This is a genomic window from Sulfitobacter aquimarinus (genome assembly GCF_040149565.1).
Lineage (GTDB): Bacteria > Pseudomonadota > Alphaproteobacteria > Rhodobacterales > Rhodobacteraceae > Sulfitobacter > Sulfitobacter aquimarinus.
In genome coordinates, this window is record NZ_JBEFLO010000005.1 from 12987 (window position 1) to 38525 (window position 25539).

General features: G+C 60.6%; 22 protein-coding genes, 1 tRNA gene and 1 pseudogene. 16 read left to right on the forward strand and 8 right to left on the reverse strand.

Annotation, left to right across the window (positions count from 1 at the left end):
* Positions 1–93: 93 nt before the first annotated feature.
* Entirely contained in the window at positions 94–1131 is a 1038-nt protein-coding gene (locus ABMC88_RS10915; RefSeq protein ID WP_349576917.1) for a LacI family DNA-binding transcriptional regulator, read from the reverse strand.
* A gap of 216 nt (positions 1132–1347) precedes the next feature.
* On the opposite strand from ABMC88_RS10915, the gene hisD reads away from it, so the two are divergent.
* The 6 genes and pseudogenes from hisD to ABMC88_RS10945 form a co-directional block, all read left to right on the forward strand.
* On the forward strand, positions 1348–2655 hold the full coding sequence (hisD, locus tag ABMC88_RS10920) for a histidinol dehydrogenase (protein WP_349576918.1): 1308 nt from the start codon (positions 1348–1350) through the stop codon (positions 2653–2655).
* On the forward strand, positions 2648–3394 hold the full coding sequence (locus tag ABMC88_RS10925; RefSeq protein ID WP_349576919.1) for an SDR family NAD(P)-dependent oxidoreductase: 747 nt from the start codon (positions 2648–2650) through the stop codon (positions 3392–3394). The genes hisD and ABMC88_RS10925 overlap by 8 nt, the downstream gene beginning before the upstream one ends.
* Positions 3391–4368 carry a zinc-dependent alcohol dehydrogenase gene (locus tag ABMC88_RS10930; protein WP_349576920.1) on the forward strand — a complete coding sequence of 326 codons (978 nt, stop codon included), beginning with the start codon at positions 3391–3393 and terminating at the stop codon, positions 4366–4368. Before ABMC88_RS10925 ends, ABMC88_RS10930 begins: the two co-directional genes overlap by 4 nt.
* 52 nt (positions 4369–4420) lie before the next feature.
* Positions 4421–4927 carry a sulfopyruvate decarboxylase subunit alpha gene (gene comD, locus ABMC88_RS10935; protein WP_349576921.1) on the forward strand — a complete coding sequence of 169 codons (507 nt, stop codon included), beginning with the start codon at positions 4421–4423 and terminating at the stop codon, positions 4925–4927.
* Positions 4924–5478, forward strand: coding sequence for a sulfopyruvate decarboxylase subunit beta (comE, locus tag ABMC88_RS10940; RefSeq protein WP_349576922.1), 555 nt, complete (start codon positions 4924–4926; stop codon positions 5476–5478). The genes comD and comE overlap by 4 nt, the downstream gene beginning before the upstream one ends.
* A gap of 41 nt (positions 5479–5519) precedes the next feature.
* Positions 5520–5653, forward strand: a pseudogene (locus ABMC88_RS10945) (alpha-hydroxy-acid oxidizing protein); the annotation flags it as partial.
* A 265-nt stretch (positions 5654–5918) separates the two neighbouring features.
* On the opposite strand, the gene ABMC88_RS10950 reads toward ABMC88_RS10945, so the two are convergent.
* From ABMC88_RS10950 to ABMC88_RS10960, 3 genes are all read right to left on the reverse strand, one after another.
* A tRNA-Gly gene (locus tag ABMC88_RS10950) sits at positions 5919–5993 on the reverse strand.
* A 79-nt stretch (positions 5994–6072) separates the two neighbouring features.
* Entirely contained in the window at positions 6073–6462 is a 390-nt protein-coding gene (locus ABMC88_RS10955; protein WP_349576923.1) for an MAPEG family protein, read from the reverse strand.
* A 251-nt stretch (positions 6463–6713) separates the two neighbouring features.
* Positions 6714–10154: a pyruvate carboxylase gene (locus tag ABMC88_RS10960; protein ID WP_349576924.1), complete on the reverse strand. Its 3441-nt coding sequence runs from the start codon at positions 10152–10154 to the stop codon at positions 6714–6716.
* 228 nt (positions 10155–10382) lie between these two features.
* Here ABMC88_RS10960 and ABMC88_RS10965 point away from each other — a divergent pair, with 228 nt between their 5' ends.
* Positions 10383–10940: a hypothetical protein gene (locus ABMC88_RS10965; protein WP_349576925.1), complete on the forward strand. Its 558-nt coding sequence runs from the start codon at positions 10383–10385 to the stop codon at positions 10938–10940.
* Positions 10941–10944: 4 nt separating this feature from the next.
* Here the strand turns inward: ABMC88_RS10965 and ABMC88_RS10970 are convergent, their stop codons facing one another.
* Positions 10945–12090 (reverse strand): alpha-hydroxy acid oxidase, encoded by a 1146-nt coding sequence (locus tag ABMC88_RS10970; RefSeq protein WP_349576926.1) that lies wholly within the window; start codon positions 12088–12090, stop codon positions 10945–10947.
* Between the two features lie 166 nt (positions 12091–12256).
* Here ABMC88_RS10970 and ABMC88_RS10975 point away from each other — a divergent pair, with 166 nt between their 5' ends.
* Entirely contained in the window at positions 12257–14668 is a 2412-nt protein-coding gene (locus ABMC88_RS10975; RefSeq protein WP_349576927.1) for an ATP-dependent helicase, read from the forward strand.
* Positions 14669–14718: 50 nt separating this feature from the next.
* Here the strand turns inward: ABMC88_RS10975 and ABMC88_RS10980 are convergent, their stop codons facing one another.
* Positions 14719–14907 (reverse strand): hypothetical protein, encoded by a 189-nt coding sequence (locus ABMC88_RS10980; protein WP_349576928.1) that lies wholly within the window; start codon positions 14905–14907, stop codon positions 14719–14721.
* Positions 14908–15130: 223 nt separating this feature from the next.
* Here ABMC88_RS10980 and ABMC88_RS10985 point away from each other — a divergent pair, with 223 nt between their 5' ends.
* A complete protein-coding gene (locus tag ABMC88_RS10985; protein ID WP_349576929.1) occupies positions 15131–15301 on the forward strand; it encodes a helix-turn-helix domain-containing protein in 171 nt (56 codons plus the stop codon).
* Positions 15302–15513: 212 nt separating this feature from the next.
* Here ABMC88_RS10985 and ABMC88_RS10990 read toward each other — a convergent pair whose 3' ends face one another.
* Entirely contained in the window at positions 15514–15726 is a 213-nt protein-coding gene (locus ABMC88_RS10990) for a DUF1127 domain-containing protein (RefSeq protein ID WP_349576930.1), read from the reverse strand.
* Positions 15727–16224: 498 nt separating this feature from the next.
* Between ABMC88_RS10990 and ABMC88_RS10995 the strand changes: the two genes are divergently transcribed.
* Positions 16225–17298 carry an Mrp/NBP35 family ATP-binding protein gene (locus ABMC88_RS10995; protein ID WP_349576931.1) on the forward strand — a complete coding sequence of 358 codons (1074 nt, stop codon included), beginning with the start codon at positions 16225–16227 and terminating at the stop codon, positions 17296–17298.
* A 3-nt stretch (positions 17299–17301) separates the two neighbouring features.
* Here the strand turns inward: ABMC88_RS10995 and ABMC88_RS11000 are convergent, their stop codons facing one another.
* Positions 17302–18078, reverse strand: coding sequence for a hypothetical protein (locus tag ABMC88_RS11000; RefSeq protein WP_349576932.1), 777 nt, complete (start codon positions 18076–18078; stop codon positions 17302–17304).
* Between the two features lie 827 nt (positions 18079–18905).
* Between ABMC88_RS11000 and mraZ the strand changes: the two genes are divergently transcribed.
* Genes mraZ through ABMC88_RS11030 form a run of 6 tightly spaced genes read left to right on the forward strand, consistent with a single transcriptional unit; the run spans position 18906 to position 25462 of the window.
* The gene (mraZ, locus tag ABMC88_RS11005) at positions 18906–19409 is read left to right on the forward strand and encodes a division/cell wall cluster transcriptional repressor MraZ (protein WP_349576933.1); all 504 of its coding nucleotides are present in this window, start codon (positions 18906–18908) and stop codon (positions 19407–19409) included.
* A gap of 5 nt (positions 19410–19414) precedes the next feature.
* The gene (gene rsmH, locus ABMC88_RS11010) at positions 19415–20398 is read left to right on the forward strand and encodes a 16S rRNA (cytosine(1402)-N(4))-methyltransferase RsmH (protein ID WP_349576934.1); all 984 of its coding nucleotides are present in this window, start codon (positions 19415–19417) and stop codon (positions 20396–20398) included.
* A complete protein-coding gene (gene ftsL / locus ABMC88_RS11015; RefSeq protein WP_349576935.1) occupies positions 20395–20745 on the forward strand; it encodes a cell division protein FtsL in 351 nt (116 codons plus the stop codon). The genes rsmH and ftsL overlap by 4 nt, the downstream gene beginning before the upstream one ends.
* A complete protein-coding gene (locus tag ABMC88_RS11020) occupies positions 20742–22535 on the forward strand; it encodes a peptidoglycan D,D-transpeptidase FtsI family protein (RefSeq protein ID WP_349576936.1) in 1794 nt (597 codons plus the stop codon). Before ftsL ends, ABMC88_RS11020 begins: the two co-directional genes overlap by 4 nt.
* Positions 22536–22553: 18 nt before the next feature.
* On the forward strand, positions 22554–24038 hold the full coding sequence (locus tag ABMC88_RS11025) for a UDP-N-acetylmuramoyl-L-alanyl-D-glutamate--2,6-diaminopimelate ligase (RefSeq protein ID WP_349576937.1): 1485 nt from the start codon (positions 22554–22556) through the stop codon (positions 24036–24038).
* On the forward strand, positions 24035–25462 hold the full coding sequence (locus ABMC88_RS11030; protein ID WP_349576938.1) for a UDP-N-acetylmuramoyl-tripeptide--D-alanyl-D-alanine ligase: 1428 nt from the start codon (positions 24035–24037) through the stop codon (positions 25460–25462). Before ABMC88_RS11025 ends, ABMC88_RS11030 begins: the two co-directional genes overlap by 4 nt.
* Positions 25463–25539: the final 77 nt, after the last annotated feature.

Genomic DNA, 25539 nt, shown 5'->3' on the forward strand with positions numbered 1-25539 from the left:
GCCCCAAGCTAAACCCCTGACGGGCGGCAAGATCAATCTGTTCTTTCCCGGTGGCGGGGTGAGCGTGCGTGAGCGGCAGGGCCAGCGGCGCAGTTACACAGGCGTGCGTGTGGGCGCCGGCCCCAGCGAGGCGCGCCTTTGCAACGTGGTCGGCAATTGCACGGGCGCAGGCGGGGCTGCCCCCTCGACCATCGCGATCAGCATATCGGCACCGATGCGACCCATCTCTCGGTGGGGGACATGCATTGTCGTGAGGGCGGGTGTCACAACCTGCGCCAGATCCATGTCGTCAAATCCGGTGAGGGAGACATCTTTCGGCACCTCAAGCCCCATGTCGCGGGCCGCCCTAAGCGCACCCGCCGCCAATACGTCATTGCCGCAGATCACAGCCGTTGGCCTTGGAGTTTTGTGCATCAGCTCGGTCATCGCTTGGGCACCTGCGTCCACGTCATAGGAGGTTTCGATTATATGCTCCGGTTGCAGGTCGCGGGTGTGCAAACTGGCGCGAATGCCTTCCACCCGCTCTGCCGCGCGATCGTTGCCCTTAACGTGGGCCGAGATGACGGCGATGTGACGGTGGCCTTGGGCCAAAACCGCATCCGCGATCATCGCCATCGCGGCGCGGTTGTCGAACCCGATGGCAGGGCGCGGCGTTTGCGGAGCATAGGCCCAAGCGATCAGCGCAGGCACGGATTGCCGCTCGAGATACTTGTAAATCGCGGCGTCGCGGTCATAGCCGATCAGCATCAGCCCGTCCGCACCGCGTGCCACAAGGGCGCGCACCTGCTCCTCCTCGATCTTTGGATCATAGGCCGAGCTGGAGACAAGCAGCGTATAGCCGTGGCTGTGCAATTGTTCCTGAAACGCCTGCAAGCCCCGCGCAAAGATCGAATTTTCCATCGTGGGGACGATCGCGCCGATGGTAAAAGTGCGCTTTGCCGCCATCACCCGCGCCCCGAAATTGGGGGTATAGCCTAGACTTTCGATCGCCTTTGTCACTTTGGCCCGCGTGGCTTCCACAACGCGGTCTGGCGTGTTGATGCAGCGCGATACCGTCGCGGTCGAGACGCCCGCCTTTCTGGCGACATCGTCAAGTGTGGGAATCGGTCTGCTGCTGCGCGTTTTTGTCATTTTGCCTGCATATCATGCCCGCCGCAGTCAAAAAAGAAGCACAAAACCTTGCCAGAGCGTAACTTTTCACCACGCCTATGTAAGCGCTTGCATTTGAAATCCGCAAGAGCTTAGATACCGGCGGACAGACACGTTTCGCGAAGCGGCGTTTGGCGGCAGCGGCCCGATGCGTCTGGCTTTTCCGCAGTGACATAAAATGCAAATCAGGATGCCCCCATGACCCGTGAATATTTGAAAAAGGCAACTTTGACTGCGGAATCGAGCGCGACCGAAACCCATGAGATTGTGCAAAATATCCTCAACGAGATTGAGCAGGGCGGCGACGAAAAAGCGCTGGAATATGCGGCCAAGTTTGACCGCTACGAGGGCAACGTGATCCTGACCGAGAGCGAGATCGAGGCGGCCTGCGCCTTGGTGCCGGAAAAGCTCAAGGCGGATATCCAGTTCGCCCATGACAACGTAAAACGCTTTGCCGAAGTGCAGAAATCCACGCTCACCGATGTCGAGATGGAGATCGAGCCGGGGTTTATCGCAGGGCAGAGAGCGATCCCTGTGGATGCGGCGGGCTGCTATGTGCCGGGCGGGCGCTATAGCCACATTGCCAGCGCGATTATGACAGTCACCACCGCCAAAGTGGCAGGCTGCAAGCATATCGTCGCTTGTTCTCCTCCGCGCCACGGTGTTGGTGTGGCCCCCGCGATTGTCTATGCGGCGCATATTTGCGGCGCGGACAAGATTATGGCGATGGGCGGCGTGCAGGGCGTGGCCAGCATGACGTTCGGCTTGTTCGGCCTGCCAAAGGCCAACATCCTTGTAGGCCCCGGTAACCAGTTCGTCGCCGAGGCCAAGCGGATCCTCTTTGGCCGTGTGGGCATCGACATGATCGCAGGCCCGACAGACAGCCTGATCTTGGCGGACAAGGACGCCGACGCGCATATCGTGGCGGTGGATTTGGTCTCTCAGGCCGAGCATGGCTATAACTCGCCCGTCTGGCTGGTCACCGATGACCGCGCACTGGCCGAGAAGGCGATGGAGATGGTGCCTGACCTGATTGCCGATCTGCCCGAGGTAAACCGCGAGAACGCCTTCGCCGCGTGGCGTGATTACGCCGAGGTGATCTTGTGCGCAGACCGCGAGGAAATGGCCGCCTGTTCCGATGATTATGCGCCCGAACATCTGACCGTGCAGGCCGAGGATCCCGATTGGTGGTTGGAGCGATTGACCTGTTATGGCTCGCTCTTTTTGGGTGAAGAGACGACCGTGTCTTATGGCGATAAAGCCTCGGGGACCAACCACGTTTTGCCGACCTCGGGGGCGGCGGGATACACGGGCGGCTTGTCGGTTCATAAGTACATGAAAATCGTCACTTGGCAGCGCACCACGCGTGATGCTTCGAAACGAGTGGCGGAGGCCACCGCACGTATTTCACGCCTTGAAGGGATGGAGGGTCACGCCCGCGCCGCCGACGTGCGCCTTGCCAAATACTTCCCCGATGAGAACTTTGATCTGTCAGCCGATGGCTGATCTGTTCGATCTGACAGGCCGCGTGGCTTGCGTCACGGGGGCCAGCGCTGGCCTTGGGCGGCGTGCCGCGGTTGCCTTGGCTGCGGCAGGGGCGCAGGTTGTGGGCGTGGCACGGCGTCAGGAGCCGTTAGAGAGTTTGGCCGCCGAGACAGGCGGGGCGTTTGTCGTGGCCGACATCGCAGACCGTGACAGCATTACGCAATTGGTGGCCGACATCAGCGCGCCTTACGGTGCGCCCGATATTGTCGTGCATTGTGCGGGCATCAACACCCGCGAAGCGGCGGATGATGTGACGGGACAGGGCTGGGACACCACGCTTGCGCTGAACCTCACGGCGCCATTCTTCATCAGCCGCGCCATGGTGCCCGCGATGCGGGCCAAAGGCTGGGGGCGGATCGTGAGTTTTGCTTCGCTACAGACAACCCGCGCCTTTCCGGGCGGAATTGCTTATGGCGCCAGCAAGGCAGGCATTGGCCAGCTGACCCGCGCCATGGCCGAGGCATGGTCCCGTGACGGTATCACCGCCAATGCCATCGGGCCGGGGTTCTTCCCGACCGAGCTTACCGCAGCCGTGTTCGACGACCCCGAACGGGCCGCACGCAATGCCGCGCAAACCTGCGCGGGGCGTAACGGGCGCATGGAAGACATTGACGGCCCGCTCTTGTTCCTATGCTCTGACGCCAGCGCCTATGTCACGGGGCAGGTGCTGATGGTGGATGGAGGATTTACTGCAAAATGAAGGCACTGGTTTATGACGGCGTCGAGACGCTGGGATTTCGTGATGTGCCCGACCCCGTGGCGGAAGACGGCACCCATCTGATACGGGTCGAGGCCGTGGGCATCTGCGGCTCTGACATGCACGCCTATCTGGGCCATGACGCACGCCGCCCCGCGCCGCTGATCCTTGGGCATGAGGCCGCAGGCGTTATTGAAGGCGGCGCGATGGGCGGCCGCCGTGTGACTGTGAACCCGCTGGTGGAATGTGGCACCTGCCATGCCTGCCGGACAGGGCGCGAGAACCTGTGCCCTGATCGCCAGATCATCTCGATGCCGCCGCGTGAAGGCGCGTTTGCGCAATACATCACCATGCCCGAGCGCAACCTTGTGACGGTGCCCGATGATATACCGCTGGCCAAAGCGGCCTTGGCCGAACCTCTGGCGGTGAGCTGGCATGCGGTCAAACTGGCGCTGGGCGCGGTACATGCCGCTGATCCGCGGGCTGCGCTGGTCTTGGGCGGTGGGGCGATTGGCCTTGCTGCCGCGCTGGCTCTGCGGGCAATGGGCGTAGAGGACATCACGATTGTCGAGCCGAACGCAGGCCGCCGTGCTTTTCTGAGCGCTCTGGGCGAGACGGCTGTTGCCGAAGGGCAGGGGCAGTTTGCCATCGTGATTGACGCGGTTGGCTATGCCGCGACCCGCGCTGCTGCCTCGGCTTTGGCGGCACCGGGCGGTGTGATCGCGCATGTGGGTCTGGGCGAGGATACCGGCGGCTTGGACGTGCGGCGCATGACCTTGCAAGAGATCAGCTTTATCGGGACATACACCTATACCGCACAGGATTTCCGCGATACGGCTGCTGCCATCTTTGACGGGCGGCTTGGCGCGCTGGACTGGTGCCAGCATCGCCCGCTGTCGCAAGGGGCCGCAGCCTTTGCCGAATTGCGCCAAGGCACAGTTGCCGAGCCCAAAATCATACTGGAGCCGTGGACCTAGAGCCGCGCTTCACCCGAGATTGTTTTAACCCAGAACCCGAAAGGCCACCTCCATGAACATCGACAAAAAGATCGTGGACGATCTTGTCGCCAATGATGTCTCTTTCGTCACCACCGTGCCGTGCAAACAGCTGGCCGGTGTGATCGACGAGGTCGAGAACCGCGACGAGATTTTCCACATCCCCTCCAACAAAGAAGACGAAGGCATGGGTCTGTGCGCGGGTGCCTTCATGGGCGGCAAGCGCCCCGCGATCATCATGCAGAACACGGCTATCGGGGTCACGATCAACACGCTGGCCACGCTGACGCAATTCTACCGCATGCCGCTGCCGATGATCATCTCTTACCGTGGTGAGCTGCGTGAACCGGTGGCCTGTCAGGTCGAAATGGCGGTCCATACCAAGGCGCTGCTGGCGCAGTTGAACATCCCCACCTACCACTTCCACTGGCAAAAAGACGTCGAGGAATTCGACAACATCCTGAAATACACATTCATGTGCAACAAACCCGTGGCGATCCTGACCGACGCCAACTTTTGGGGAGGCTATGGCGACCAATGATCCGTTCAGAAATCTTGAAAGAAATCGCCCCGATCCTTAATCCGCATCTGGTGGTGTGCAACATCGGTCTTCCGTCTCAGGAACTTCACATGATCGACGATAACGAGCGTAACTTTTACATGCTCGGCACCATGGGGCTGTCGTCCTCCATCGGTTTCGGCCTCGCGTTGGCGCAGGACAAGCCTGTGATCTCCATCGACGGGGACGGCTCGGTCCTGACGAACCTTGGCACGCTGCCCACTATCGCGAACAACGCGACGGGCAACTACACGCTGCTGATCATCGACAACGGGTCCTATGGCTCCACCGGGGATCAACCGACCTATGCGGGCAAGAAGACATCGCTTGCGGCTGTTGCCACGGCCTGTGGGTGCGACAACGTGGTCGAAGTGCAGGACAAAGACCTTGGTCCTGTGCTGCAATCGGCCATCGACAGCGACGAGATGACCATCATCGTGTGCAAATGCGACAGCGGCAATATCAAGTTGCCGGTCATCACGCTGGACCCCGTCGTGATCCGCCACCGCTTTATGGAAGCTGTCAAAGCCTGACAGGGCTAGACGCTATCCACAGCACATAGGACGCACGGCGATTGCCTAAGCGGACTCTGCCGTGGATGGTGTTTGACTATATTGACGGCGCCGCTGTTACTGCGTCAGGGGCCGTGCGTTACCGTGCGGCCTTTGACGCTTGCGCCCCCGCATTCTGCGCGCCGTGAGCGATCGTTAGCTGTGCAAAACCTCTTTGGCGCGGATGCGCACAAGGCGCTGCTGTCGGGCGCTGAATTTGTATTCTATGGCCGCGTGGTGCAATGCGCCCTCGCAAAAGGCGGTGGGCCTGGAGCAGGGGGGAGGTCGCAAGCGCCCAGATGAGTATCGCCATAGCCGAAACCGAAATGCCAAACCTTCCCTAGAAAGATTAAGCCCCCCAAACGACGAAAGGCCGCCCGAAGGCGGCCTTGTCAATCACCGCTTGGGTAAAGCGGTCTAACTGGAGCGGGCGAGGCGATTCGAACGCCCGACCCTAACCTTGGCAAGGTTATGCTCTACCCCTGAGCTACGCCCGCATCCGTTAGTGAGGGTGATTTAGCTCTCTGGGCAGGGAGCCGCAAGAGGAAAAGTTGCCGTATTTCGAAAAACTTTTGATCAGAGCAAACTATGTCCGATTAACCCCAAGGAAGTGAGGATCATCACGCTGATTGTCAGGACCATGCCGACAACCCGCAGGGGCATGATTTGCGGGGTCTGGGACACGCCGACCGCGTGACAGATGCGCCCGATCAGAAAAGCCGCACCGATCAGATGCAGCACCAGCGCAGGCGCGCCCTGAAGTTCGGTGATCAGCAGAAGGATCATCACCAGCGGCGCATATTCGGCCCAGTTGCCATGCACGCGCACGCGTTTCGCCATCTGGCTGTCGCCCTGATCGCCCAGCGATATCTGATTGCCGCGCCTATAGCGCACAACGCGCACGGTCAGCACAAGATATAAAAGGGTCAGCAGACCGGCATAGAGAGGGGTAACAGTAAGGGACATGAGGAAAGCTCCGGCAAAAAAGTTGGTTTTGCGGAAGCTTGGGCCAATTGCGCCCTAAATACCAGTACGGGCAGGGTCAGAGCGGCCCCGCATGGCACAAAGGCAGGCCGCTCTGAGGTTTGGTGCTAGTTGCTACTCCAGTTCAACCAGCAGGTCTTTGGCGTCAATCCGCGTGGACCTATGGTCCACGACTGTGGGAGGCAGGGCTTTTGCTTGAAAAGCCCGTTCCCACCCACTGGCCATTCCAGACGCTACTCCAGTTCAACCAGCAGGTCTTTGGCGTCAATCTGCCCACCCGCGGCAACATGTACGGCTTTGACCACCGCGTCACGCTCTGCGTGCAGGCCTGTCTCCATCTTCATCGCTTCGATGGTGAGCAGCAGATCGCCTTCCTTGACCGATTGCCCCACGACAGCCCCGACGCTGGCCACCACACCCGGCATCGGCGCGCCGATGTGGTTGGCGTTGCCTGCTTCGGCTTTGGGGCGCTGGATGGTGGACGCTTTGACCAGACGATTCGGCACGCGGATCACGCGGGGCTGGCCGTTGAGTTCAAAGAATACCTTCACCTCGCCGTCCTCGTTCGTCTCGCCAATGGCTTGCAGGCGAATCTCCAACGTCTTGCCGGGGTCGATCTCGGCTGTGATCTCGTCGCTCGGTTCCATCCCGTAAAAGAACGTGGGCGTGGGCAGAGTGCGCACGGGGCCATAAGTCTCGTGGCGGGTCATGTAGTCGGTGTAGACCTTCGGATACATGAGGTAGCCTGCGAGGTCCTCATCGTCGATCCTGACGCCGCCCAGCTGTTTGGACAGCGCGCTGCGCTCGGCCTCAAGGTCGACAGGTTCCAGATGCGCACCGGGGCGGGCGGTGTTGGGTTTCTCGCCCTTCAGCACCTTGTCCACGATGCCTGCTGGGAAGCCACCCGGAGGTTGGCCCAGATTGCCGCGCATCATGTCGATGACGCTGTCGGGGAAGGAGACTTCCGTTTTGGGGTCCTCCACCTGATCGCGGGTCAGACCCTGCGACACCATCATCAGGGCCATGTCGCCGACGACCTTCGAGGACGGCGTGACCTTCACAATATCGCCGAACATCTGGTTCACATCGCGGTAGGTGCGCGCCACCTCGGGCCAGCGGTCATCAAGGCCAAGGCTCGCCGCTTGCGCCTTGAGGTTGGTGAACTGCCCGCCGGGCATTTCGTGCAGGTACACCTCGGATGAGGGCGCCTGCATACCCGTCTCAAAAGCGGCGTATTGATGGCGGACTTCTTCCCAGTAATCAGATACTTCGCGCACGGCATTCATGTCCAATCCAGTGTCGCGGTCGGTGTGACGCAAGGCTTCGACCACGGAGCCAAGCGTGGCTTGGGATGTGTTACCTGAGAAAGCATCCATCGCGCAATCAACGGCGTCTACGCCTGCTTCACTGGCGGCAAGGATTGTCGCCGTGGCAATGCCTGCCGTGTCGTGGGTGTGGAAGTGAATGGGCAGGCCGACCTCGGATTTCAACGTGCGAACCAGCTGCCGCGCTTGGGCGGGTTTCAAGAGGCCCGCCATGTCTTTGAGACCCAACACATGGGCGCCTGCGGCCTTCAGTTCTTTGCCCATGGCGACATAGTATTTCAGGTCATATTTGGCGCGGTCGGGGTCAAAGATATCGCCGGTGTAACAGATCGTGCCTTCGCAGACCTTGCCCGCTTCTTGCACCGCGTCCATTGCCACGCGCATGTTTTCGACCCAGTTGAGGCTGTCGAAGACGCGGAACACATCCACGCCGCTGCTGGCGGCGGTGGCCACAAAATGCTGCACCACATTGTCAGGATAGTTGGTATAGCCCACACCGTTCGACGCACGCAGTAGCATTTGCGTCATGATGTTCGGCATCTTCTCGCGGATGTCGCGCAGGCGCTGCCACGGGCATTCCTGCAAAAAGCGGTAGGCCACATCGAAGGTCGCACCGCCCCAACACTCGACCGAGAACAGCGTGGGCAGATTCGCGGCATAGGCAGGCGCCACCTTGATCATGTCATGGCTGCGCATGCGGGTGGCAAGCAGGCTCTGGTGCCCGTCGCGCATGGTCGTGTCGGTGATCAGCAGCTGGCGCTGTTGCCCCATCCAGTCGGCCACGGCTTGCGGGCCTTTTTGCTCCAGCAGGTTGCGGGTGCCCATCATCGGCTCGGCACGGTTTTCGGGAGGACGTGGCGCGCGTGCGGCACGGGCGGGCAGAGGCTTGTCCTTCGTCTCGGGGTGCCCGTTGACAGAGATATCGGCGATGTAGGTCAGCACCTTGGTGCCACGGTCGCGGCGTGCCTTGAAGGTAAACAGATCAGGCGTCTCGTCGATGAATTTCGTGTGGTAGGTATTGTCGAGGAACGTCGGGTGTTTCAGCAGGTTCTCGACAAAGGCGATGTTGGTCGAGACACCGCGGATGCGGAACTCGCGCAGGGCGCGGTCCATGCGGGCGATAGCTTGCTCGGGCGTTTGCGCTTTGGCGGTGACCTTGACCAGCAGGCTGTCGTAATAGCGCGTGATGACACCGCCCGAATAGGCCGTGCCGCCGTCCAGACGGATGCCCATGCCCGTCGCCTCGCGGAAGGCGGTGATGCGGCCATAGTCGGGGATGAAGTTGTTCAGCGGATCCTCGGTCGTGATGCGGGTTTGCAGCGCGTGGCCCTGAAGCTGGATGTCACTTTGTGACGCTTTGCCGGTGGCTTGCGCGATGGTCTTACCTTCCGAGATTAAGATTTGCGCCTGCACAATATCAATGCCGGTGACTTCTTCGGTGACGGTGTGTTCGACCTGCACGCGGGGGTTTACCTCGATGAAGTAGAACTCCTCGGTTTCCATATCCATCAGGAACTCGACAGTGCCTGCACATTCATAATTCACATGGGCGCAGATTTTGCGGCCCAACTCGCAGACATGGGCGCGTTGTTCTTCGGTCAGGTAGGGGGCGGGGGCGCGTTCAACCACCTTCTGGTTGCGGCGCTGGACCGAGCAGTCCCGCTCGTACAAGTGATAAATCTCGCCGTGGCTGTCGCCCAGGATTTGCACCTCGACGTGGCGGGCCTTGAGAATCATCTTCTCCAGATAGCCTTCGCCATTGCCGAATGCGGCCTCGGCCTCGCGGCGGCCTTCGCGGATTTTCTCTTCCAGCTCGTCCTCGGAATAGATCGGGCGCATACCGCGCCCGCCGCCGCCCCATGACGCCTTGAGCATGAAGGGATAGCCGACCTCGGCTGCTTCCTTCTTGATCGCCTCCATATCATTGCCCAGCACGCCCGTTGCAGGGATGACGGGCACGCCTGCCTCTACCGCCACGCGGCGGGCCGAGGCTTTGTCCCCCAGCGCACGCATGGTTTCGGCTTTGGGGCCGATGAAGGTGATGCCGTTTTGCGCGCAGGCATCCACGAAATCGGGGTTTTCGGACAGCAGGCCGTAGCCGGGGTGGATCGCATCCGCGCCACTGGCTTTGGCCACGCGGATCATTTCGTCAATGCTCAGGTAGGCGGCGACGGGGCCAAGGTCCTTGCCGATGCGGTAGGCCTCGTCTGCTTTGAAACGGTGGAGGCCCAGCTTGTCCTCTTCGGCGAAGACCGCGACCGTTGTTTTGCCCATCTCGTTGGCGGCCCGCATGATGCGGATTGCGATTTCGCCGCGGTTGGCGATGAGGATTTTGTTGAAGTCGGTCATAGCTGCACCTTTGGAGTTCTTCCGTTGCGAAGTTGTAGGCCCGGCCGACGGGGGGGCGCAATGCGTGAGAATGGGTATAGCCGCGTATTTGTGACGTTTTTTGCGCTAACAATGTCGATTTTGCGCATTTTTGCGGCGTTATTGTGCATTTCAGCCGCCTAACGCCTTGTCACGGCAAGGATTAGAAGGATAGAATTTTCCAAATACATGCAGGTGAAGAGCGTTCTTATGGCTGGCTTTAGAAATTTATGCGAAGTTGGCGTCGCTTTGGCTGTGCTGGTGGGCTGTGCCGCGCCTGATCCGCTTGCCTTGCGCAGTTTGCCGAAGGGCGAGCCGCTGGGCATTCGCGCGATCCTTGCAGCGCACCCGAACCAGAATATTTGCGTTGACTACGAGGCAAAGACCGACAGCTGCGCCTCGGTGATCACGGCCACGCTGCGCGGCTCGGTCATGCAGTCGCGTGAGGTCGCCATTGTGCGCACGCCCGACGGCGCTGCTACGCAGCAAATCGCGGTCCGCACCCGTAGCAAAGTGGTCGACGGCGGGCTGTGCAGTGCCAGCAATGATGTCACTGTTGAAGGCCGCGATGCTATGGCGCAATTTGTTCAGGATTTCACCCGCGGTTTGGTGGACGAGTTTGGCGGCAGCGTCTGCGCCAGCTATTTCCGCGCCGCGGACGGGGATGGATATGTTATCCGCACGACCGGCGCAAACGGACAGCCATTCCCGCCAGGTGAACAGACGGCGCGTTTTGTGACAGGTCCGGCCAAGCTGTGGGTGCAATAACGGCTCAGCGCGGGCTCAACGTGATTGTAGCGGGCAGGTCGCGCAGGCTTTGCGCGCCGATCTGTCCCATGCACGATTCCATGTCTTTGGCCAGAATATCGACCAGATGGTCAATGCCGCGTGGCCCAAGTGCGCCCAGTGCGTAGTGGAAAGCGCGCCCCAGCATGACAAAATCTGCACCCAGCGCGATGGCGCGCAGGATATCCAGCCCTCCTGCGATCCCGCTGTCGAAGATGAGCGGCAGTTTCGTGGCGGCGCGGATGTCGGGCAGAGCCTCGATCGCGGCGGGGGCGCCGTCGAACTGGCGGCCTGCGTGATTCGAGACCCAGATGGCGTCAACGCCTGCGGCTTCCAACGGGGCCGTGTCCTCGGCACGCATGACGCCTTTGACAAACAGATCGCCGTCCCATTCATCGCGCAGCCATTTGACGTAGTCCCAATCGGGGGCCGTGCGCAAAAGATAGCCCACATGCGCCGTGGGCGAGAGCCCGTCGGTCGCTGCATTGGCGTATTTATCAAGGCCGCGCATATGCGGCATCCCGCGCTGCGCCATGCCCATGGCCCAAGCAGGGCGCATGGCGACTTGCAGCGCCAGACGCGGGGTGAGGCGCGGCGGGTTGGTCAGGCCGGAGCGGACCTGCCGCTCGCGGCGGCTGGCGACGGGCACATCTACGGTTAGGATCAGCGTCTTGAACCCCGCCGCCTTGGCTCGCGCCAGCATGTCGCGGCGGATGTCCGCATCGCGGGGCGGATACATCTGGAACCAGCTATGTCGGGGCAGATGTGGGGCGATGTCTTCGGGGCTTTGCGTGGCGACGGTTGATATGGAATAGGGAATTTTGTTGCGGCCGGCGGCACGGGCCAGATGGCCTTCGGCATCGGGCCACATAAGGCCCGACATCCCGATGGGCGCAATGCCAAAGGGCAGGGGCATGTCGTGGCCCATGAAGGTTGTGGATAGATCGGGCGTGAATTCACCGTGCAAGATCGAGGGCATCATGCCGATGCGGTCTAGCGCCGCACGGTTGCGGGCCTTTGTGGCCTCGTCGCCTGTGCCGCTGTCGAGGTATTCCCACACAAATTTCGGGATGCGTTTTTGTGCGCGGCTGCGCAGATCGCTGAGGGCGGGGTATTTTGCGTGCAGGTCCATTGCGCTATATGGCGGGTGGCGTGACGGATTGTCTACTGTTTGCTTGTGGGGCAGGTGTGGGAGCGAGCGCCAGCCCTCGCGCTCCCGGAGGTTATTGGCAAAATGAAGATGGAACATCACGAGAACATGGTTTTCCTTTGCGGTGTTATTGGGTAGGGTCTGCGGTATGAGCGAATTTGATGAAAATGCGGCCTTTGAAGGGGCCAGCCTGTCCGCCCGCGCCATGGCGGCGCGTCCCCAACCCTATCTGGAGGGGTTGAACCCTGCGCAGCGCGAGGCCGTCGAGACGATGGATGGCCCTGTGTTGATGTTGGCTGGGGCCGGCACGGGCAAAACGCGGGCTTTGACGGCGCGGATTGTGCATCTGCTCAATACAGGGCGTGCGCGGCCGAATGAGGTCTTGGCCGTGACCTTCACCAACAAGGCGGCGCGGGAGATGAAGAATCGCGTTGGTGCGATGTTGGGGCAATCGGCCGACGGGATGCGCTGGCTGGGGACGTTCCACGCGATTTGCGTGAAGCTGCTGCGGCGGCATGCAGAGCTGGTGGGGTTGAAGTCGAATTTTACCATTCTGGACACGGACGATCAGCTTCGGTTGCTCAAGCAGTTGGTGGCCGCAGAAGGGATTGACGACAAGCGCTGGCCTGCAAGGATGCTGTCGGGGATTATTGACGACTGGAAGAACCGTGCGCTGACGCCTGACAAGATACCCGCCGCTGATGCGGGGGCGTATAACCATTTGGGGCCGCAGATTTATGCGGCCTATCAGAAGCGGCTGGTCGAGCTGAATTGCTGTGATTTTGGTGACTTGCTGTTGCATATGGTCACCATTTTCCAGACCCATGAGGACGTGCTGGCGCAGTATCAACGCTGGTTCAAATACATCCTAGTGGACGAATATCAGGATACGAACGTTGCCCAATACCTATGGCTGCGGCTGCTGGCGGCGGGGCATAAGAACATCTGCTGTGTTGGCGATGACGACCAGTCGATCTATGGCTGGCGCGGCGCCGAGGTGGGCAATATCTTGCGGTTTGAAAAGGACTTTCCGGGCTCCCATGTGGTACGGCTGGAGCAGAACTATCGCTCCACCCCGCACATTCTGGCGGCGGCGGCAGGCGTGATCTCCGCCAATGAGGGGCGATTGGGCAAGACGCTCTGGACGCAAGCCGAGGAGGGCGAGAAGCTGCGCCTGATCGGCCATTGGGACGGCGAGGAAGAGGCGCGTTGGATCGGGGACGAGATAGAGGCCATGCAGCGTGGCACGCGGGGCAACGCCCGTGTGTCACTGGATCATATGGCGATTCTGGTGCGGGCCAGCCACCAGATGCGCGCGTTCGAGGACCGTTTTCTGACGATTGGTTTGCCCTACCGCGTGATCGGCGGCCCGCGTTTCTATGAGCGGTTGGAGATCCGCGATTCGATGGCTTATTTCCGTGTTGTGACCTCGCCCGATGATGATCTGGCGTTCGAGCGGATCGTGAACACACCCAAACGCGGCCTTGGCGATGTGGCGCAACGCAAAATCCGCGCTACCGCGCAAGAGCATGGCACCAATATGGTGGAAGGTGCGCGTATCCTGCTGGCCCATGACGGGATCGGCGGCAAAGGGGCCGCGCAGTTGCGGCTGCTGATTGAGGGGATCGACCGCTGGTCAGGGATGCTCCGCGGGCCGCGCATTGAGGTGAACGACGATTCTGTCGTGGATACGGGCGGCCCGATCCGTATTGAATATGGCCCGCCAGAGGTCAGCCACGTTGAACTGGCCGAGATGATTTTGGACGAGAGCGGTTATACCGGTCATTGGCAGAATGACAAAACGCCGGAAGCTCCAGGGCGGCTCGAGAACGTCAAGGAACTGGTCAAGGCCTTGGAGCAATTCGAGAATCTGCAAGGGTTCTTGGAGCACGTCAGCCTTATCATGGACAATGAAAAAGACGGCGAGGGCGAGAAGGTCAGCATTATGACGCTACACGCGGCCAAAGGGCTCGAGTTCCCTGCCGTGTTCCTGCCCGGCTGGGAAGACGGGCTGTTCCCTTCGCAACGCTCGATGGATGAGAGCGGGTTAAAGGGGCTGGAGGAGGAGCGCAGGCTGGCTTACGTGGGGATCACGCGGGCGGAGGAATTGTGCACGATTTCCTTTGCCGCCAACCGCTTTGTCTTTGGGCAGTGGCAAAACGCCATGCCATCGCGGTTCATCGACGAGCTGCCCGAGGCGCATGTGGATGTGCTGACGCCGCCCGGTCTTTATGGCGGTGGTTTTGGGGCCGCGATGCCCAAAAGCACGCTGCACGATCAGGCGGCCGAGGCGAATGTCTATAACTCGCCCGGATGGCGGCGCTTGCAGGCGCGGGCGGGCACACGCGGGGTCAGCCAGCCGTCAGAGGCGAAGAACATGACCATCGATATGACCGCGACAAGCAGCTTTTCCATGGGCGAGCGGGTGTTTCACCAGAAATTCGGTTATGGCGCGATCATCGGGATCGAGGGCGAAAAACTGGAAGTCGCGTTTGAAAAAGCGGGCGACAAGAAGGTTGTCGCCCGTTTCCTGACAGCGGCGGATGATGCTGCGTCTTAGGGATTGTGGGGGTTGTTGATCCTGCACCGTTCAAGCCCGCGGGCGTTTGATCATTTGTGCGGTTCGCCCCCCAAAGGGGCGAGCGCCTCTGAGGATGCGACTTTGCAATAGGCGATCGCGGCCTCGCGGGCCTCATTTGCTGTGTTCCACCCGATGGAGACGCCGAAACCAAACGCTTTGATCAATGCAAAGGCGCCGTATTTGCCCTTTTTCTGCTGGCGTTCATATCGGGTTCGCATGTCTTTGGCGGTTTGATGTTTCTCTCGTCGACTCTGGCGATGGCGGCGGGCGCGTTCAGTCCGATGATCCGGTCGTGGCACAATCTGGACGGCCCATTGCCACTGCGTATCTGGTAGAACAGCGACAATGTTGGTTCGGCTTTTTGCGCTTGGCGTTCCTGTTCCTTGGGTTGGTCCTGCATGAAGAGATCAAAATCGCGCGCGAGAACGAGGGATTCGTTTGATGGAGGTGATTGTCAGGCTCGACGTCATGCTGGCGCGGCGCAAAATGAAGGGCAAAGATCTGGCCGAACGGGGCTGCATCACCGAACATAACCTGTGTTTGCTGAAATCAGGCAAGGTCAAAGGTGTGCGGCTCGAAACACTTGCCCGTATTTGCGAAGTGCTTGACTGACAGCCCGATGATCTGTTGGAAGTCGCCCCGAAAACGTAAAACGGCGACCCCTGGGAGGAGGGGCCGCCGCTTTGGTTAAGTGCACCCTTCCAAATGGGAGGAAGGAAAGGCGCAGCTTTTGGCACAAAGGGGTCATCAGGGAGGTGAGACTCTGCCGATGTGCCAGCTTACCTGCGGTTCAGTGGGAGGACGTTCCCGCAAGCAATTCGAATTTATGTAGTCTGTTCAGCAGCTTCGCGTGCGATGCGGCGGAAGTCACCGCGGCACATGCCCAGATCGGCCAGATCGCGGTCTGTCAGTGTGTACAGTTCGTTCAGGGACTGGTTGTAAACTTTGCGCTGGCGCAGTTTCAGCGCGATTGCGTCGAAAAATGCTGCGATGCGGCGTGGTTGTGCGGATGCGATTGTGTCGTTGAAATAAGCCATGTTGCTCTCTTCTCATCGTTGTTTGCGTCTTGTTGTGACTGTTATGTATGACGATGACCCGATCGGACAATAGGTAATGCTGCAATGCGGCTATGCATTTTCTGCATATGCACAATTTGTCGCAACCCGTTGTTTATGAATTGTAAAAAATGACCCTACGTCAGGTTTCACGATTCAACTACAGGATAAAAAAATGGCGACGACTTCAGGGAGGAGAAGTCGCCGCCGTAAAAACTAAGATCACTCCGGGAGGAGGTGGAGGTCACTTAAAAAGTTTAGAAAACCATCGGGAGGATTGCTTTCATAGCTTGTATACCCCCATTTGCTGCAGTTGCACAAATTAATTTTCTGCAATGCGGCTATGCATTCTTTGCATAAGCGTGTTTGCTGAATATTTAGGCATTCGCCCGTCACGACCCCGCCTGTGCTTTGCTGCGGTGCATTTGCTTGCGGTTTCCGCTCAATCTGCGATGTCAGGGGAAACAAGGGGAGTGTGCAATGTCCGTAACCAAAGAAGATGTCACCGCAGCGCTGGAACGGCTGAACCTGCCCGACGGGCGCAGTATTATCGCACATGATCTGGTGCGGGCGCTGACGGTTGATGGAACTGTCGTGCGCTTTGTGATCGAGGCTCCGAATGCGGATGTGGCCAAGGCGATGGGCCCGCTGCGTGATGCGGCGGAAAAGATCGTGGCAGAGCTGGACGGCGTGACACAAGCGACGGTCGCGCTCACCGCGCATGGGCCTGCGGCGAAACCTGCCGCTCCGCCCAGCCTGAAGGTCGGTGGCCACCCCAAGCCTCAGGACGGCCCGACCAAGCCAAGCGGCGTCAAGCGCATCATTGCCATCGGTTCGGGCAAGGGGGGCGTGGGCAAATCCACGGTCAGTACCAATATCGCCGTGGCCTTGGCCAAACAGGGGCGCAAGGTCGGCTTGCTTGATGCGGATATCTACGGCCCCAGTGTGCCGCGCATGATGGGGGTGAACAAGAAACCCGCCAGCCCCGATGGCAAGACGATCATCCCGCTGCACGCCCATGGCGTCACGCTCATGTCGATCGGGTTCATGATGGAAGAGGGCAAAGCCGTCGTCTGGCGTGGTCCCATGCTGATGGGCGCGCTGCAACAGATGTTGGGGCAGGTAGAGTGGGGTGAGCTGGACGTGCTGCTGGTCGATCTGCCACCCGGCACAGGCGATGTGCAGCTGACCCTGTGTACCAAGTCGGAGCTTTCGGGCGCGATTGTCGTCAGCACGCCACAGGACGTGGCCTTGATTGATGCGCGCAAGGCGCTTGATATGTTCGGTACGCTCAAAACGCCTGTCCTGGGCCTGATCGAGAATATGTCGATGTTTGTCTGCCCCGACTGCGGGGCCGAGCATCAGATTTTCGGGCAGGGTGGTGTCGCGGCAGAGGCGGCGCAGATGGGCGTTCCGTTGCTGGGCACGCTGCCGATTGATCTGGAGACGCGCCTTGCGGGCGATGGTGGCACACCGATCGCGGCAGGCGACAGCCCGATGGCGCAAGCCTATGCGCGCATTGCCGAAGGGTTGATCAAGGGTGGGATGGCCTAAAGCTCAGGCCGCGCTGGAGCCGTCTTTTTGGACCAGTATAGAATAGAGTGTGGTCAGGACGCTGAAAATCAGCAGCCCCTCTATGATATGGATAGGCAGCTCAACCGCGACGGCATAGCTGGGCGCGGTGGGCTGTATAAAGGTGGTAATCGCGGTGAAGCCAGTGTTCACCAGCGCCAGCGCCGCCGCGACACCCCATAAGGGCCGTGCAATCGTATCGGTGTGCCGCCAGCTGTGCGCCAGCGGCATTGGCTTACCCAGCGCGGCGGCCGGCAGGATCAGGCTGAGCCTGAGCGAGAACCACAGCAAAATGATTTGCGTCGTGAATGTCGTGATCAGGATCGAGACCAGCGCAGGCGGGCGCGCGGCACCGTCGCCTGTCTCGGTCACGATGAGAAGCGGCATGATAATAGCAAGGCTTGCGACCAGCTGGATCAGCGCCAAGGCCAGCACCCGCCACAGATACCCCATGACAAGCATCGCGCTCATCGGGCGGCGGGCAGGGCGGTCGGCCAGCGTGTGGCGGTGCCACAAGATTGCCATCAGCGCATAGCTCAGCACAAAACCCGCAACCAGCAGCAAGGGCACGGGCCCGTCCGCCAGAAAGCTGAAGTCGGACGTGTTGGCGTTTGCAGCCAGAACATCAGGCGCCAGCAGCGCCGTCAGGATACCCACACCCAGCATCAATACCAAAGCCGGCGCGACAACGGTTACCGTTTTCTTCGGATTGCGGGTCAAAAGCAGAATGGCATTTTGCAAAAGGCTGCGTGCGGTGATCACTGGGAACTCGGTTTGATATTGGGAGGTCCAGTGTGACGCCTTGGCCGTCTATTTTCAAGGCAGCAGGGTAGGGATGGCGGTGTGGTGTGCTGAAAATGGGTCATCGGCGCGACGGGCGGCACCGTCATGGGAAATCATGGGATGGGTCATGGGAATTTATGGGCAGTAGGGGGAATGCGTCGGGGCCAAGGGGCGAATCTTTGTGGGAAATGGGGTCCGATAGGTCGGATTCGGCAGTGCGGACGCGGGTTGGGTGAGAACAAATCAAAAACATGCGGCGGCGCAGACATTCGGCTGCAAATTAATTGGGAATTTGTGGGAAAGAGTTGGGTGCAGATGGATTGTCCATATGTAGTGAGCGTTGGTTCGTTAACCACCAATTAGGCTAAAATCCTGCTGAATTTTGCTCTATATCTTGTTTTCTGGACCTGCTGAAAACAAGATGAAGTGGATTTTAGGAAAAATAATTGTAGACGCCCATGATTTCCCATCGTATCCCTTATTGCATCAGATGAGAACGAGACACGGGGCACCAAACGACCCCAAAAATAAAAAACTCTAGCAGGTTTCATACAGGCCTCGATTTTCATCAGACCAAGAGATCCGGCGCGCGGGCGAGCAGACATCCCCCCAGGTGGCGCGCGCAGTCGGACTTCCCCGCACAGCGGGAATAAAGCGGCGGGTTGATCAGTGGCAGCAGATCAATCCGCCCTTTTTACTTTTAGGCCCATGCACCCGTCAGAGGCGCGGCCAATACGACAGAGGCATCAGGCAGATGCAGGCAGGCAGACACTTATACGCAGCAGCGTAACAAAGGGACAAAACACGTGAGCCGAAGGTTCAGAGGCGAAAGCCACAACAAAGTCGACACAAAGGGGCGGGTATCCATACCAGCCTCTTTTCGGCGTGTGTTGGAGGCATCTGACCCGAACTGGAAGGCTGGCGAAACCCCTGAGTTGGTCATTGTGTACGGCGACCACCGCCGCAGCTATCTCGAAGTCTATACAATGGCCGCGATTGAAGAGGTGGACGACAAGATCGACGCCCTGCCGCGTGGTTCAATGGAGCGTAAGATGTTGCAAGCCCTGTTTCACGGGCAGTCGTTTCCCACGACTGTCGATGAAACCGGACGGCTCGTTCTGCCCGCCAAACTGCGCAACAAGATTGATCTGGACAAAGAAGCCTTCTTTATCGGGATGGGTGACACCTTCCAGATTTGGCAGCCCGAAACCTACGACACCGAAGAGCGTGCCAAGCAAGAAGCGTGGCTGGACGAGTTGCCAGAGGACTTTGATCCGATGCAGTTCCTCGACGGACCCGTCGGAGCGTGAGCGTCATGGCTGCCACCGAGACCTCCCCCCATATTCCTGTCCTGCTTGACCCGATCCTGAAGGCTGTATCGCCCGTGCAGGGCACGTGGCTGGACGGCACATTCGGGGCGGGCGGCTATACCCGTGGTTTTCTGGACGCAGGCGCTGCCCGCGTGATTGCCGTTGACCGTGACCCGCTGGCCTTCGAGATGGCGCAGCCTTGGGCAGGGGACTACGGCGACCGTTTGGTCATGCAGCACGGTGTCTTCTCGAAGATGGACGAATACGCCAGCGATCTTGACGGTGTGGTGCTGGACCTTGGCGTCTCCTCCATGCAGCTTGATCTGGCCGAGCGTGGGTTTTCCTTCATGCGCGACGGCCCGCTGGATATGCGCATGTCGCAAGACGGGCCAAGTGCCGCTGATTTGGTCAATACCTCCTCCGAAGAAGACCTCGCCAATATCATATTCCTCTATGGTGAAGAACGCGCCAGCCGCCGCATCGCCAAAAAGATTGTTTTGGCCCGTGCGGATGCGCCCTTCACCCGCACGCTAGAGCTGGCCAAACTGGTCGAGAGCTGCCTGCCGCGTCCCAAGCCCAATCAAAGCCACCCCGCCACGCGCACGTTCCAGGCGCTGCGCATCGCTGTGAACAACGAATACGGCGAGTTGTGGGAAGGGCTGATGGCCGCCGAGCGGGCCTTGAGGCCCGGTGGGCAATTGGCCGTTGTCACATTCCACTCGGTCGAGGACCGCATGGTCAAACGCTTCCTCACGGCGCGTGCGGGGGCAGGGGGCAACGCCAACCGCTTTGCGCCGCAGATTGAACAGGACGCGCCGCAGTTCACGCTGAAATCGCGCAAAGCGATCAGCGCGGATGCGGATGAGTTAGAGGCAAACCCGCGCAGCCGCAGCGCCAAGCTGCGGGTTGCCACGCGCACGGATGCGCCTGCGGGCAGCATTGAGGCAAAAGCCATCGGAATGCCGATGATGAGGGGGAAGAGCAAATGAAATCAGTGATCTATGTGCTGACAGCTTTGGGTGTGATCGGTTTGGCCTTCTGGGCCTACCGCGAAAACTACGCGACCCAAGCGGCCCTGAACGAAACCGACAAGCTGCACGCAGAAATCCGCGACGCCCATGCGCGTCTGGCTGTGCTGCGCGCCGAATGGGCATATCAGAACCGCCCCGACCGTCTGCGCGATCTGGCAGAGCTGAACTTTGAGCGGCTGCAACTGCTGCCGCTGCATCCCGACCAGTTCGGCCAAGCGGACGAGGTGCAATACCCCGCGCCCGATTTGCTGCCGATCACCAATCCTGTCGATGTGTCGTCGATGAACGCGGAGGATCCGCTATGATCCGCACGCCTCTGCGCCCGCTGGCGCGTATCCTGTCGGCCCGCGCCAGCGGTGAAAACCCCGACGCCATCGAAAACCAGAACCGCCGCATCCGCCACGAGCAGATGCGCGATGCCGACCGCAACCGCGCCGAAGGCCGCCTGCTGGTGTTGGGTGTGTTCTTTTTCTGCGCCTTTGCCGTTGTCGGGGCCCGTATGGGCCTGCTGGCTGTCTCGGACCCTGTTGAGCCGCGCGCACATGCGCCGGGTTCGATCATCGCCAACACGCGTGCCGATATTGTTGACCGCAATGGCCGCATCCTTGCGACCAATCTGGATACACATGCGCTTTATGCGCAGCCGCCGCATCTGATCGACGCCGAAGGTGCTGCCAGAAAGCTGGCAGAAATCTTCCCCGACCTCAAAGAAGAACGCCTGATCAAGGACTTCACCGGCAAGCGCAAGTTCCTGTGGGTCAAAAAGAAAATCAGCCCCGAGCAGATGCAGGCCGTGCATGACATCGGTGATCCGGGTCTGTTGTTTGCGCCGCGCGACATGCGCCTGTTTCCTAACGGCCCGCTGGCCGCGCACATCATGGGCGGTGCCAGCTTTGGCCGCGAAGGCGTGCGTGCGGCCGAAGTCATCGGCATTGCGGGGGCTGAGAAGTACTTTGACGACTACCTGCGCGACCCCGCCAATGCGGGCAAACCGCTGGAGCTGAGCCTTGATCTGTCGGTCCAAGCCGCCGCCGAGCGTGTGCTGGAGGGTGGCATGAAATTGATGAACGCCAAGGGCGCGACCTCGATCCTGATGGACGTACACACAGGCGAGGTCGTCAGCGTGGCGTCACTGCCCAGTTTTGATCCAAACAACCGCCCCCGTCCCGCGGTTGAGGGCGACCCGTCTGACAGCCCATTGTTCAACCGCTCGGTTCAGGGCGTGTACGAGCTTGGCTCGACCTTCAAGATTTTTGCGGCCGCCCAAGCAATGGAGCTGGGTCTGGTCAACGCCAATACGATGATCAATACCGCAGGCCCGATGAAAGTCGGCGGGCACAAAATCGGCGAATTTGCCAACCACAACTACGGCACAATCAGCGTGAGCCAGATCATCGAGAAATCCTCGAACCGTGGCACGGGCCGTCTGGCGCTGATGATCGGCAAAGAGCGGCAAAAGGAATTTCTGGCCAAGCTGGGCTTGTTCGAGCGCACCCCCTTCGAGATTGTCGAAGCGTCGGGCGGGCGTCCCCTGCTGCCCCAGCGGTATACCGATCTGTCGGCGGTCACGATCTCTTATGGCCACGGCATATCCACCACCGCGATGCATCTGGCCGCAGGCTACGCCGCGATTGCCAATGGCGGGCGGGCGGTCAAGCCGACGTTGCTAAAGCAATCGGGCCCGCAAAAAGGCGAACGTGTGATGCGCAGCGATGTCGCCGCCGCCGCGCGGCGGATGTTGCGCGATGTGGTTGTGGGCGAAGACGGCACGGCCTCCTTTGCCGAGGTGCCGGGCTATTTCGTGGCGGGCAAAACCGGCACAGCGGACAAGCCCAAGGCACGCGGCGGATATTATAAGGACAAGACGATCACGACCTTTGCCTCGATGTTTCCCGCCCATGACCCGCGCTATGTGCTGATCGTGACGCTGGACGAACCTGTCGAGACCTCCAGCGGCAAGCCGCGCCGCACCGCAGGCTGGACCGCCGTGCCCGTCGCCGCCGAGATGATCCGCCGTGTCGCCCCCTTGTTGGGGATGCGTCCGGCCATTGCCCCCGCAGGTGTCACTGGTATAACGCTAACCAGTAGCAACTAACGGCAGAGTATTCGCCCCATGTCCACGCCCCATAGCACCTCGTTGAATTCATTGGGGCTGATGGCCGCAGGGTTTGAGAACGCCGAGATTTCCGGTATTGAAGTCGACAGCAGGCGGGTCAAAACCGGCACTCTGTTCGCCGCCATGCCGGGCAGCACGGTCCACGGGGCCGAGTTTGTGCCAATGGCACTTGAAAAGGGCGCGATTGCGATTTTGACAGATGCCGAAGGCGCGCAAATCGCAGGCGACGCGATCCGCGCGGCAGGCGCTGCGTTGATCGTCACAGACGCCCCGCGTGAGGTTCTGGCCCGCACGGCGGCGCTGTGGTCGGGGGCGCAGCCCAAAACCATGATCGCCGTGACTGGCACCAATGGCAAAACCTCCGTCAGCACCTTCGTGCGCCAGATCTGGATCGAAATGGGGCTGGCTGCCGTCAACCTTGGCACCACAGGGGTCGAGGGCGCATGGACGGCACCACTGGCACACACAACGCCAGAGCCTATCACATTGCACCGCACCTTGGCCGAAGCAGCCGCCAACGGCATCACCCACGCCGCAATGGAGGCGTCCTCCCACGGGCTGGACCAGCGCCGCCTTGACGGTGTGACGCTCAAGGCTGCAGGCTTTACCAACTTTACCCAAGACCACCTTGATTATCACCACACGTTCGAGGCCTATTTCGACGCCAAAGCGGGCCTTTTTGCGCGGGTTCTGCCCGAGGATGGCTCGGCTGTGATCAACCTTGATGATCCACGCGGCGTCGAGATGGCGGCGATTGCGCGGGCGCGGGGGTGTAATGTAATCAGCGTCGGGCGCGATGGGGGTGATCTGCACCTGATCGGTCAGCGGTTTGATGCAACGGGGCAGGACCTGCGGTTTGACTGGCGCGGCAAGGCCTTTCAAAAACGGCTTAACCTGATTGGCGGGTTTCAGGCGGATAACGTGTTGCTGGCCTGCGGGCTGGTGATCGCTTGTGGCGCGGACCCTGCCGATGTCTTCGATACGCTGCCGCATCTGACAACCGTGCGGGGCCGTATGCAGCTGGCCGCGACCCGTGACAACGGGGCGGCGGTCTTTGTCGATTATGCCCATACGCCTGACGCCGTGGCCACCGCGCTGGCGGCGATGCGCCCGCATGTGATGGGCCGCTTGGTTGCCATCGTGGGCGCGGGCGGTGACCGTGACACGGCCAAACGCCCGTTGATGGGGGAAGCGGCGGCGCAGAATGCCGACAGCGTCATCGTTACCGACGACAACCCCCGCTCCGAAGACCCCGCCACCATCCGCGCCGCCGTTCTGGCAGGTTGCGAGGGGGCCGTGGAAGTGGGCGACCGCGCCGAAGCCATCCTGCGCGGGGTCGACAGCCTTGGTGCGGGCGACGCGCTGTTGATCGCGGGCAAGGGCCACGAGACGGGCCAGACCGTTGGCGACGATGTGCTGCCCTTTGATGATGTAGAACAAGCCAGCGTTGCAGTCGCGGCACTTGACGGGAGATTGGCATGAGCCTTTGGACAGCAGCGCAGGCCGCCGAAGCGACAGGCGGCAAAGCGGTCGGTGATTGGGCCGTTGACGGGGTGTCGATTGACACGCGAACGATTGAGGCAGGCGATCTGTTCGTCGCCTTGCAGGCCGCACGGGACGGGCACGACTTTGTGGCTCAAGCCTTGGAGAGCGGGGCAGGGGCGGCGCTTGTCTCCCGCGTGCCTGAAGGCGTGAGCGCGGATGCGCCATTGCTGATTGTGGACGACGTGCTGAAGGGGCTAGAGGCTTTGGGCGCTGCGGCCCGTGCGCGCACCGATGCGATCGTGATCGGCATCACGGGCTCGGTCGGGAAAACCTCGACCAAGGAGATGATGCTTGCCATGCTGAGCGCACAAGGGCGCACCCATGCCTCTGTCGCCAGCTATAACAACCACTGGGGCGTGCCGCTGACGCTGGCGCGGATGCCTGCGAATACGGAATACGCAATCATCGAGATGGGCATGAACCACCCCGGAGAGATCTTGCCCCTGACCACCTTGGCACAGCCTCATGCCGCGCTGATCACCACCGTTGCCGCCGCCCACCTTGAGGCCTTCGACAACATCACCGGCATCGCGCTCGAGAAAGCCAGCATTTTCGACAGCCTGCCCATCGGCGCGCCTGCGGTTTATAACGCGGATGTCGAGACTTCGGCGATTTTGGCTGCGAAAACCCATGACAAGCGCCTGCACGGCATCGCCTTTGGCGAGAACGGCTTTGACTGGAAGCTAAAGACCCTCAGCATTCAGGGTGATACTACCGTGGTGCAGGCCGAAGTGGACGACAAGCCGCTGCTGTTCAAGCTCGCCACGCCGGGGCGGCATTTTGCGATGAACGCGCTGGGGGCCTTGGCCGTGGTTCAGGCCATCGGCGCTGATCTGGCCCAAGCCGTTGCCGTGCTGGGCACATGGACCCCTTACAAAGGGCGCGGCCTGCGCGAAGTGATCCAGCTTGACCCTGTCGAAGCGCAACAGCGGCTCTCGCTGATCGACGACAGCTATAACGCCAACCCGACCTCGATGGCCGCCTCGCTGGAGGTGCTGGCAGGCGCGCAAACCACCGATGGTGTGGGCCGCATTGGCAAGGGCCGCCGTATCGCGTTTCTGGGCGATATGAAGGAATTGGGCGAAGACGCAGTCGCGTTGCACGCGGGCATCGCGCATTTGCCAGCGGTGGAAGACATCGACGTGATCCATTGCATAGGCCCGCTGATGCGTGCGCTCTATGATCTGCTGCCCGAGCAAAAGCGCGGGCTTTGGACCGAGACCTCGGACGAGATGTGCCAAGGGCTGCGCGACCGTATCGACGCAGGCGATGTGGTGCTTGCCAAAGGCTCGCTTAGCATGAAATTGGGCGCAGTCGTTGACGCCATGCGCAAAATGGGTCATCCGATAACCGATGTGTGAACCCCCGATGGGGAAGAAGTTTGAGGCGCAGCCACAAGATGTGGTGGCCGCGCCGTTAAGATTTGTAAGGACGATGT